At 72.3% G+C, this 10,806-nt stretch carries 8 protein-coding genes; 4 read left to right on the forward strand and 4 right to left on the reverse strand.

Annotated elements, in window-relative coordinates; genetic code table 11:
- The coding region (locus HW445_RS08435; protein WP_180220402.1) for a MerR family transcriptional regulator at positions 1 to 251 on the reverse strand (251 nt) is incomplete at its 3' end.
- A 52-nt stretch (positions 252 to 303) separates the two neighbouring features.
- Positions 304 to 627 carry a nuclear transport factor 2 family protein gene (locus HW445_RS08440; protein ID WP_180220403.1) on the reverse strand — a complete coding sequence of 108 codons (324 nt, stop codon included), beginning with the start codon at positions 625 to 627 and terminating at the stop codon, positions 304 to 306.
- Between the two features lie 246 nt (positions 628 to 873).
- Here HW445_RS08440 and HW445_RS08445 point away from each other — a divergent pair, with 246 nt between their 5' ends.
- Both HW445_RS08445 and HW445_RS08450 read left to right on the forward strand, forming a co-directional pair.
- Positions 874 to 1,983, forward strand: a complete 1,110-nt coding sequence (locus tag HW445_RS08445; protein ID WP_180220404.1) for a GDSL-type esterase/lipase family protein — start codon at positions 874 to 876, stop codon at positions 1,981 to 1,983.
- Between the two features lie 487 nt (positions 1,984 to 2,470).
- Positions 2,471 to 3,541, forward strand: a complete 1,071-nt coding sequence (locus tag HW445_RS08450; protein ID WP_180220405.1) for a glycoside hydrolase family 11 protein — start codon at positions 2,471 to 2,473, stop codon at positions 3,539 to 3,541.
- Positions 3,542 to 3,669: 128 nt separating this feature from the next.
- Here HW445_RS08450 and HW445_RS08455 read toward each other — a convergent pair whose 3' ends face one another.
- Positions 3,670 to 5,148 carry a choice-of-anchor A family protein gene (locus HW445_RS08455; protein ID WP_180220406.1) on the reverse strand — a complete coding sequence of 493 codons (1,479 nt, stop codon included), beginning with the start codon at positions 5,146 to 5,148 and terminating at the stop codon, positions 3,670 to 3,672.
- Between the two features lie 398 nt (positions 5,149 to 5,546).
- On the opposite strand from HW445_RS08455, the gene HW445_RS08460 reads away from it, so the two are divergent.
- Together HW445_RS08460 and HW445_RS08465 are read left to right on the forward strand one after the other, a co-directional pair.
- Positions 5,547 to 6,683 carry a PP2C family protein-serine/threonine phosphatase gene (locus tag HW445_RS08460; protein WP_180220407.1) on the forward strand — a complete coding sequence of 379 codons (1,137 nt, stop codon included), beginning with the start codon at positions 5,547 to 5,549 and terminating at the stop codon, positions 6,681 to 6,683.
- A gap of 165 nt (positions 6,684 to 6,848) precedes the next feature.
- Positions 6,849 to 8,060 carry a cytochrome P450 gene (locus HW445_RS08465; RefSeq protein ID WP_180220408.1) on the forward strand — a complete coding sequence of 404 codons (1,212 nt, stop codon included), beginning with the start codon at positions 6,849 to 6,851 and terminating at the stop codon, positions 8,058 to 8,060.
- 73 nt (positions 8,061 to 8,133) lie between these two features.
- Here HW445_RS08465 and HW445_RS08470 read toward each other — a convergent pair.
- A partial coding sequence (locus HW445_RS08470; protein ID WP_180220409.1) for an SDR family NAD(P)-dependent oxidoreductase occupies positions 8,134 to 10,806 on the reverse strand: 2,673 nt, incomplete at its 5' end.

A 10,806-nucleotide genomic window follows, 5' to 3' on the forward strand; every position in this document is an offset into this window, starting at 1 on the left:
GCGCCGTCGCCCGGCTCACCGGCGGACCCGGCCGCGATGAAGCGCCGCAGATCCGCCAGCGGCAGGTCGAGCTCGCGGAACCGCCTGATGGCCAGGGCCGGCCGGACCTGCTCCGGCGCGTAGTAGCGGTAGCCCGTGACCGGGTCGACCTCCGCCGGGACGAGCAGGTCCTGCTCGTGGTAGCGGCGCAACGCGCGGATGCTCAGGTGGGTGATCCGGGAGAACTCCCCGATGGTCAGCCGCTCGGTCACGATGCGCTCCCGGTGGTCACGTGTGCGCGCCGGTGTCGGTATACGGGACCCGCTACCGGACGGTGATCTCCAACAGGACGATCTTCCCCCGCCCGTCCCGCTCGAAGGCGAAGCGGAGGTCGAGGGGACTGCCGGGGAAGTCCCCGGAGATCTCCGCGACGGCGCGGCAGGCGGCGGCCGTGCCCGTGACCTCGCGGAGGACGTGGCGCACGGAGGGCACCGAGGCGCGCCAGCGGCGTACCGCCGGGAGCCCGCGGTGGCTGTGGCCGTCGTCGTGCACGACGGCCTCGTCGGCGAAGAGCGCGAGGTACCGCTCGTGGTCCCGGGCGCTCGCCGCGGCGAAGTAGTCCTTGGCGAATCTCCGGACGTCCTGCATGGTCTTCTCCTCGTGCGGTGTGCGGTGTGCGGTGTGCGGTGTGCGGTGTGCGGCGTGGTGAGTGGTGAGGTGCGCCGTGGCTGCCCCCGGTGCCGACCCTGGACCCTCCCTCGGGGGGAGACTCAAGTCCGGGCGCCTCCGTACGCCTCGCCTCCTGCCGCAGCAGTCTTGACGTACACACGACAAAGATGGTGGCCTGAGGGGGCGTGGGAGCGCTCCCACGTCCGTCTCGAGAAGGGACCATCGATGCGCAGGACCGGTTTCCTACGTCCGCGATTCCTCCCGCTCCTCGGCCTGTTGGCCGCCCTGCTCCTGCCCCTGGTGCTGGCCCCCGCCCCGCACGCCGCGGCCGCTCCGGCGGCGAAGGCGCTCGCGGATCCGGTGCGCGTCATGCCGCTCGGCGACTCGATCACCGGGTCCCCCGGGTGCTGGCGGGCGGTGCTGTGGAACCAGTTGCGTGCCGCCGGGTACACCGGCGTCGACTTCGTCGGCACCCTCGGCCCGCAGGGCTGCGGGCAGGAGTACGACGGCGACAACGAGGGCCACGGCGGCGAACTGGTGACCAACACGGCCGGCCAGAACCTGCTCCCGGCGCGGCTCGCCGCGACCCGCCCGGACGTCGTGATGATGCACTTCGGCACCAACGACGTCTGGAGCAACATCCCGCCGGACCGCATCCTCGCCGCCTACACCAAGCTGGTGGAGCAGATGCGGGCCGTCGACGCGGACGTGAAGGTCCTCGTCGCGCAGATCATCCCGATGAACCCCAGCACCTGCGGGGAGTGCGCCCAGCGCGTCGTCGAACTGAACGCGCGGATCCCCGCCTGGGCCAGGGCGACGAGCACGACGCTCTCCTCGGTCGCCGTCGTCGACCAGTGGACCGGCTTCAGCACGGCCGCCGACACCTACGACGGCGTGCACCCCAACGCCTCGGGCGACGCGAAGATCGCCGCCCGCTGGTACCCGGCCCTGGCCTCGCTGCTCGACGCCGGCGTGCCGGGTGGGCCGGGGGAGCCGGGGGAGCCGGGTGAAGGCGAGGCCGTCTGCACCGCGGCCTTCCGGGCCGTCTCCTCGTGGCAGGGCGGATATCAGGCCGAGGTGACGGTGACCAACACCTCCTCCTCGGCCCTCTCCGGCTGGACGGTCACCGTCGTGCCCGCCGGCGGCGCCCAGCTCACGCAGGTCTGGAACGGCAGTCTGACCACCTCCGCCGGTACCGCCACGGTCACCAACGCGGCGTGGAACGGCGCCCTGGCGCCCGGAGCGAGCGCCGCCTTCGGCGCCATCGTCACCGGCTCCGGCGCGGGCGGCAGCCCGTCGGCGACCGTCGGCTGTACGGCGCGGACCGCCTCCTGAGGACCGGGGGGACGGTGCGCGGTGCCGGGCGTCCGGATCGCTTCCGCGCCCGGGCGCCGTCCCGTCCCCCCTGCCTCGCGCAGGGGGCGCTCCGATGCCCGGACCGCACACTCTGCGTGATCGGTGCGGGCCGCCGGGACGGCGGGCGCGCAGCAACCGGAAGTCCCGCCATGGTCGCCTCGGCATGCCGCGGAAGGGGATCGAAAGTTTCGGAGTGCCGGGCCGGAGGTGTCACGGTCACTCCTCCGCTCCGGTGCCCCATGGGTCCGGTTGCCCCAGGGATACCGCAGTCCATGAGGCCGCCAAGTTTCGAAAACGTTCCGAAACCATTGACAACTTCTCTGCCTCCGAAGACTGTTGTGACGCTCCCCGGTCATACGTCGCAGGCGTACGGCCGGTCCCCCTGTCGCCTCGTCGCTGTGTACAGAGGCGCGCTCGGCGTGTCTCTCGGTCACTGACGGTGCCATTTACGAGGAGGAACACTCGTATGAGCGAAACCCCCGCGAAGAAGTCCGATTTAGCTCCGGTCAGCCGTAGGAAGTTCGTCCTCGGTGGCGCCGGTGCGCTGGTGGCAGCTGCCGGTTCCGGGCTGCTCCTGCCCGGCACGGCCCGTGCCGACCAGGTCCTCACCAGCAACTCGACCGGCACGTACAACGGGTACTACTACTCCTTCTGGACCGACGACCCGGGCTCCGTCACCATGACGCTGGGCGCGGCCGGTCAGTACAGCAGCCAGTGGAGCAACACGAACAACTGGGTCGGTGGCCTCGGCTGGAGCAACGGCAGTCGCCGGGCCGTCACCTACTCCGGCACCTTCAACCCCGGCAGCAACGGTTACCTGGCCCTGTACGGGTGGACCGCGAACCCGCTGGTCGAGTACTACATCGTGGAGAACTTCGGCCCGTACAACCCCGGTTCGGCCGGCGCGAGGCGCGGCACGGTCACCGACGGCGGCGGCACGTACGACATCTACGAGTCCACCCGCACCAACCAGCCCTCCGTGGAAGGCACCAAGACCTTCCAGCAGTACTGGAGCATCCGCCAGAGCAAGCGGAGCAGCGGCACCATCAACACCGGTGTCCACTTCGACGCCTGGGAGCGGGCGGGGATGCCCATGGGGTCGTTCAACTACTACATGATCATGGCCACCGAGGGCTACCAGAGCACCGGCAGCTCCAACGTCTCCCTGACCGGCGGCACCCCCACCACCCCGCCTCCCACCACCCCGCCCCCCACCACGCCTCCGCCGGGCGGCACCGGTGCCTGCAGCGCCACGTACCGCACCACGAACGCGTGGAACAACGGCTTCAACGGTGAGGTGACCATCACCGCCGGCAGCGGCGGGGTCACCAACTGGCGGGTGCCGGTGACGCTGGCCAGCAACCAGACGATCTCCTCGCTGTGGAACGGCACCGCCAGCAGGAGCGGGAACGTGGTGACGGTGACCCCGGCCGGCCACAACCGCACGCTGAGCGCGGGGCAGTCGACGTCGTTCGGCTTCACCGTCAGCGGACCCAGCAGCCCGACCCCGTCGGTCGGCAGCTGCACCGTGAGCTGACCCCGGTCGGCGACGGCGCGGCAAGGGGGTGCCTGGCCTGCGACTTCGCGGGCCAGGCACCCCTTTTTCGATTCCGGACCCCGGTCCCCGTTCCCGGGACCGGGGCGTCGTGCCGGCCGGAAGGGGGGTCAGTCGTGCCCGTAGCCGTAACCCGGCTCAGGGTGCGGGTGCTGCGGGTGCTGGGGGTGGTGCGGAGGGTGCGGGTGGTGCGGAGGATGCGTCTTCGGCGGCCGGGTCGCGGAATGCGTGGGGCTGGGGGAGGGCGACCCGGATCCCGTGGGGCTGGGAGAGGGAGACGGCGAACCGGAGCCTGTGGGGCTGGGCGAAGGCGAACCCGAGCCCGTGGGGCTGGGTGAGGGGGACCCTGAACCGGTGGGGCTGGGTGAGGGGGACCCTGAACCGGTGGGGCTGGGTGAGGGGGACCCGGAGCCGGACGGGCTGGGGGAGGGGGTCGTGGCCGGCCCGCACCGCAGTTCGGCGTCGAACGGGTGGTAGTGGATCTCGCCCGCGTTCACCTCCCCGCCCGAGGGGCCGCCCGTCAACGGGCCGGCCACCAGGGTCTTCACGATCACGTCCCCCTCGATGTTCGAGGGGTCGAGGTCGACGAGATCGGCACGCGGGGCGAAGATCGTCCCCTCCACCGAGTCCCCCGACTCGATGGTGATGCTCGTCGCGTCCGCGAAGTTCCACAGGATGTAGGGGGCCTCGGCGCTGGAGATGCCGGCCGGCGTCGGGGTGTTCCAGGCGTAGACCCCGGCGGTCGCCGTGGTGTCGACGTCCACGAGCAGCGGGGTGTCCGCGGTGGGCCGGTCGAGGAAGGTGATCTCGGCGATGTCGTTGAGCTGTTGCCCGGTCAGGCGCAGCACGTTGGTCCGGCCGCTGGTCAGCGCCACCTGTACGTCGGTCCCCGGCGTGATGTCCGACGGATCCAGGGGGTTGCCGGCGCTGTCGAGCAGCGTCACGTCGGCAGCGCACTCGGCCATCCGGTCGGCACGGTCCCGGTAGACGGAGAACAGCGAGGTGAAGTCCATCAGCCCGGACTGGAAGACCGACGCGGCCGGCTGCCCGACGGTGAGCTCGACGCGCGGCGTGGAGTCGTAGGCGCTGCCCTCCTCGACCACCCGGGTGTTGACGCTCGCCCCGTTGGGGTCCCGGTCGAGCGCGGTGCTGCCGGTCTCGTCCCCGATCTTCACGTAGCCGTCCTGGAGGACCCTCAGGACGCCCACCGGACTGCTGCCGGCGTGGTCGATCCTGCCGCCGACGAGGAGGGCGGTCGGCCGTGCGTCCCCGGGGGCGACGAAGTCGCCCGGAGTGTCGAGGGCGACGTTGTAGCCGGCGCCGAAGGTCAGGTCGCCGCCGACGGCGACCGGACCCTCGGACTCGGTGCTGCCGAGGGTGGCGTCGCCTTCGGTGACGACGCCGAATCCGTTGTTCCCCTCGACCGGATTGCCGATGACTACCTGGGCGCGGGACGCGACCTCCGTGCTCCGGCCGGTCAGGGTCAGCGCGGTGAGGGTGCCCGAGCAGGCGGTGCCCACGGCCACCAGCAGCACCAGGGGCGACGCGAACGCCGAACGTCCGGGAGGGCGTTTCATTACATGTCTCATGGTCGCAAGATATGTATATGTGCCGTTATGGGCACCGGGAGTACGGCCAGGCTGACGGGCAGGAGGCCGGACGGAGTAGTGGTCGCCGTGTGCGGCACCCGGTCCGCGAGGGCCCGAGTGGCTGCTCGGCCGGGCCCGGACCGGTCGCGGACATGCTCACCGCAGGGGCTGCCGACCCGAGAACTGGACACTGACATGCCACTCGACCCGCCACTCGACCCGGACCTGATCGGCAAGGACGCATGCGGACACCGCGCTCGAACTCTCCCTGGAGCACCGTCACCCCTGCTCGCGAGGGCGCTGCCGTCGTTCACGGGTGCTCACGGTGCGGGGTGGAATTCCGAGGCCCGTGCCGGTGACGGATCGCGGAGGGCCGGTGCACGCCGGATCATGGGGTCATGGGTGAACCCAGGCCGCCGGGGCGGCGAGGAGTGGACGGGAGCGGTTCGCCGTCCTACGGTGCCGAGCGTTTTCGGAGTTCAGCCCGCTACCGCCTGGGCAGGTATCTGCCGTTCCTGCTGATCGTCCTGACGGTGCTCGTGGACGTCGTGGAGCGGGACTACCGGGCGGACCGGCTGCTCTACGCCGTCCCCGCGATCGCCGCCAGTACGTGGGGTGCCGGGACGACCGTGCTCATCGGCGTCCTGGCGATGGGGGTGGCGGCAGGCCTGGAGACGCTGCGCGGGCTGAGCTTCGTTCCCGGGACGTCCGGCGTCCTGATCGTTCTCGCGGTGGTCACGGCGGCGTCCGCCTGGGCCGCCCATGTGCGGCAGGACCGCGAGTCCCGGCTGACCACGGTCAGCGCCGTCGCGGAAGCGACGCAGCGCGCGGTGCTGCGACCGCTGCCCTCCCGGCTGGGCCCGGTGGACCTGTACCTGCTCTACGAGGCCTCGGTGGCGGGGGCTCACGTCGGTGGCGACTTCTACAAGGCACTGCGGGTGCGCGGCGGCGTTCGGCTCATGGTGGGGGACGTGCAGGGCAAAGGACTTCCGGCGGTCGAGGTGGCCGAGCTGCTGCTGAGTTCCTTCCGGGAGTCCGCCTACACGGCACCGGACCTCCCGGCCGTGGCCGCACGGCTCGAGTTCAGCATGGCACGCTACGTGGAACGGGATCCGGAATCGGACGCGGCGGGCCGGTTCGCCACCGTACTGCTCGCCGAGATCCCCGACGACCGGAACACGGTCCGGCTGCTGAGCTGCGGTCACCCGCCCCCCGTCCGGCAGCACGGGACGGGCACGCGGCTGGTTGAGCTGCCCGCCCCCTCCTTGCCGATCAACCTGGCCGGTCTCGCGAACGACACGCACGACGTTCGCGAAGTGCCCTTCACCCCTGGGGACCGTCTGCTCCTCTACACCGACGGGGTCAGCGAGACGCGTGACGCGCACGGCGACTTCTACCCCCTGGAGGAGCGGATGTCCGGGTGGGCGAACGAGCCGGCCGCCGCCGTCACGGCTCTCCTGAAGAAGGACCTGACGCGGTTCAGCGGCCACGGCCTGGACGACGACACCGCCGCCGTCCTGATGGTGCGGCACTGATCGGCCGACCGGCGAGGTGCCTGTGGCGTTCCTGGCGTGTGTTCCTGTCCGGACAGCTGTCCGGAGCGGCGACGTCCTGCCGCGGCCGGTGGCGTGGTGAAGCCGCTGCGGTGACAGGGCTCGTGGCTGCGCCGCTTCGCGGGCGTCGGGGACTACATTCCGTGGATGGCCACTGATGTGCGGGACCGCGGCATCGCGGTGAGCGGCGACTTCTGGAACCACCTCCCGTTCGACATGCGCGGGGACGCCTTCCGCGCCGATCCGTACGCCGCCTACGAGGAGCTGCGGGCCGACGGACCGGTCACGTCCGTGGGCGGCGTCCTGTTCGTCACCGGATACGAGGCCGCCGTGGCCGTCCTCGGCGACCCGCGTTTCGGGCTCGGGGACGGTGCGCTGGAGTCGGAGTCGTTCCTGCTGGTCGACCCGCCGGAACACCGGTGCCGGCGGGCCCGGGTCTCCGGCCCGTTCAGCGCGCGTGCGACGGAGCGTATGCGTCCGGCGATCCGGCACCGCACGTCCCGCCTGGTCCGCGAGGCGGCTGCCAGGGGGGAGGCGGACGTGGTCGCCGACCTGGCGGTGCCGCTGGCGCTGGAGCTGATCTGCTCCGTCGTGGGCGTTCCGCTGGCGGACCGGCCGCGGTGGTACGGGGCGCTCTGCGGTCTGAGCCTCGCCTTTCATCCCCCCGGCCTGCTGGAGGAGGAGGACCGTGCCAGTCTGGCCGCGGCGCGGATGGAGTTCGCGCACTACCTCAGCGTCTTGATCGAGGAGCGCCGCAGGGTGCCGCGGAACGACCTGGTGAGCGCTCTCCTGGCAGCCGGCCCCGGGGACATGGATCTCTCGGAGCGGCAGGTGATCACCGCGATCGGGCAGTTCGTGGTGGCCGGGTACCAGCCCGTGGTCCTCCAGATGGCGAACGGCGTGTACTCCCTGCTGCGCCATCCCGAGCAGATGGAACGCCTGAGCGCTGATCCGTCCTGTGCTCCTGCCGTGGTGGAGGAGGTCCTGCGGTACGAACCGTCCATCCACCTGATCAGCCGCATCGCCCTGCGGGACGCGGACGTCGCGGGCCGCCACGTGCCGGCCGGCACGGTGGTGGCGGTCCTGCCCGCCGCCGCGAACCGGGACCCCGGGGCGTTTCCCGACCCCGGCCGGTTCGACGTCACGCGTGCTGGGCAGCACCTGTCCCTGGGACGGGGCGGGCACTTCTGTCTCGGTGCTCACCTGACGCGTGTCCAGGCGCAGGCGCTCTTCGCCGAGCTCGCGCGGTGCCGTCCCGTGCTGACGGGCGAGCCCGTCGTCCAGCGGCTGTCGGGAGTGCTGTGGGGCGTCGAACGGCTGCCGGTGGTGGTGACCGAGAGGCCCCCGGCCGAGGAGTGACAACCCGCGCCGCCGGGTCGTGGAGGTGTCGGCGCGCTGCCCCGGGCGGGGTTCCCGGGGCAGCGTGGCCGTGTCACCCGGTGGACTGCAGGAGCCGGCGCAGGTACCGCCGTGCCACGTCCGCGACGGTGGTGCTGTCGAGCACCTCCACCGCGGACAGGGCGCAGCCGAGCCGCTGGTTGGCGGCCGTCAGCAGTTCGACGCCCATGAGGGAGTCGAGCCCGAGCTGGTCGAGGCGCCGGTCGGCGGGCACCCGGTCCACGGTGGTCTGCAGGATCCGGCAGAGAATGTCGGTGACCACCTCGGTCGTCCTCGCCAGTGCCTCCTCGGGAGACAGGGCGGCGAGTGTCTGACGCAGCGCGGCCCCGTCTCCGCGTTCGTCGTCGTCGCCGCCGACGGCGCCGACGTCGCGGAAGCGGGGGGCCCGCACGGCCGTGAAGTTGCCGCGGGCCAGACTCCAGTCCGTCCGGGTCACCACGGCGACGTCGTCGTCGCGGCCCAGCAGCGTCTCCAGGGCGGTCAGCGCCTCCTCGGAGGACAGCATGCCGAAGCCCATCCGGCGCATGACGTCGCCGATGCCGTGCCGGGCGACGAATCCGTGTTCTCCCAGGGCCCCCCAGGCGACGGCGAGGCCCGGCAGCCCCGCGGCGCGGCGGGAGCGGGTCAGCGCCTCCAGGAACAGGTTGGCGGCGTTGTAGCCGCCCTGGTTCTGGTTGCCGAACAGCGCGGAGACGGAGGAGTACACGACGAACAGCTCGAGATCGCGGTCCCGGGTCAGGCGGTGGAGGACCTCCGCACCGTCCGCCTTGGGCAGCAGCACCCGTTGTGCCTGGTCGGGTGTGAGCCGGCCGAGCGGCGCGTCGTCGATGACGGTGGCGGAGTGCAGCACCCCGCGCAGCGGCGGCTGTGCCGCGTCCACCTTCCGCAGGACTTCGGCCATGGCGACCGGATCGGCCACGTCCGCCGCGTGGACGGAGACGGACACTCCGCGCCGGCGCAGATCCTCCAGGAGCGCCGGTGCGTCGGGGGTCCTGGCGCCGCGTCGTCCGACCAGGACCAGATGGCGGGCGCCCCGGTCGGCCAGTCCGCGGGCGGTGGCGGCGCCGAAGCCGGTGAGCCCGCCGGTGATCAGGTAGGTGCCGTTCGCATCCGGGGTGAAGGGCCGCGGTTCTTCGCGGACCGGCGGCGGCTCCTCCAGTGAGATGACGACCTTGCCGATGTGCCGGGAGTGCTGCAGGGCCTCGAATGCCTCCGTGACCCGGTGGGCCGGGTACACGTGGTGCGGGACGGGCTGGTGGACACCCTGCCCGACCCGTTCGGCCACCTCGGCGAACGCGGTGGCGACCGTCTCGGGGCGGGTGTTGACGAGGGTGTCGAGATTGGCGGCGCTGAAGGTGATGGCGTTGAGGAACGGTCCCAGCGGCAGCCGTCCGTCCGCGTAGATGTCCCGCTTGCCGAGCTCGATGAAACGTCCGCCGGGGCGCAGGACCTCCAGCCCCCGTGTCATCGCCTCACCCGACAGGGAGTTGAGGACGATGTCCACGCCGACGCCGTCCGTCATCTCCTTCACACGCTCGGCGAAGCCCGGCGACCGTGAGTCGAGCACATGCCGCACGCCGAGCGTCCGCAGCAGGTCCCGCTTGGTGGCGGTGCCGGCCGTGGCGACGACCCGGAGGCCGGCCTGCCGCGCGTACTGGAGGGCGGCAAGTCCCACCCCGCCGGCGGCGCCGTGGACGAGGACGGTCTCACCGGCGACGGGACGCGCCAGGTCGTGCAGGGCGTGGTGGACGGTCAGGAACACCACCGGCAGCGTGGCCGCCCGGCAGGCGTCCATGCCGTGGGGAAGACGGGCGGCCATCGCCGCGGGGACGGTGACGTGGGAGCGCAGCGTTCCCCGGCCGAAGGCCATCACCCGGTCGCCGGGCGTGAAGCCGGTGACGCGGGACCCCACCGCGAGGACCGTTCCCGCGCACTCCATTCCGGTGGTGAAGCCGTTGCCGCCGGCCTCCTCCTGCCGTTCCTCGACGGGGATCGCGCCCAACGCCTGGAGGACGTCCTTGTAGTTCAAGGCGGCTGCCGACACGGAGATCAGCAGCTCGTCCGGCCCGGGTGCCGGTGCGGGCGCGGCCGCCCAGTCGAGCCGGTAGTTGCGGCCCGGCGCGCTCAGTCGCAGGGCGTAGGAGGTAGCCGACGCGTCGGCCGGCGCGGGTTCACGGGCGGTGAGGGCCGCCTCGCGCACCCGGGGCACGAAACGCCCGGCCCGGGTGAGCAGGATCTCGTCCTCGGGACCCGGGTCCGTCAGTTCGGCGGCCAGACGGTCCGCGTCCGCCTGCGTGCCGGTGAGGTCCAGGGAGATCCGGCGGACGTCCAGGTCGGGGTATTCGTTGCCGAGGGTGCGGGCCACCCCCCAGGCGCAGGCCGTCGAGGGGTGAAGCGGCCGCTCGGGCCCCGGCAGGGCGCCCGTCGGCGGGGTGACGAGCCACAGCCGGACGCGTGTCCCGTCGTCCGACTCCGTCCGGCGTCGGGCCGCGAGTGCCAGCGAGCGCAGCAGCCGGGTGTGGCGCAGTGCGCGCTCGGTGGGCGGACCGCCTTCGGCGTCGTGTCCGTGGGGCGTGTCCTCGCCCAGGAGGACCACCACGGTGCTGGTTGCCGGCTGCTCGGCCAGGAGGGCGTCCCAGTGCCGGTCGTCATCCGTCGGCGTGGCGACCAGGACGTGGGGGTCCGCGGCCGGGGCGAGACGTGGGAC

Origin of the sequence: Streptomyces sp. UH6 (assembly GCF_013421635.1) — a bacterium.
Lineage (GTDB): Bacteria > Actinomycetota > Actinomycetes > Streptomycetales > Streptomycetaceae > Streptomyces > Streptomyces abyssomicinicus.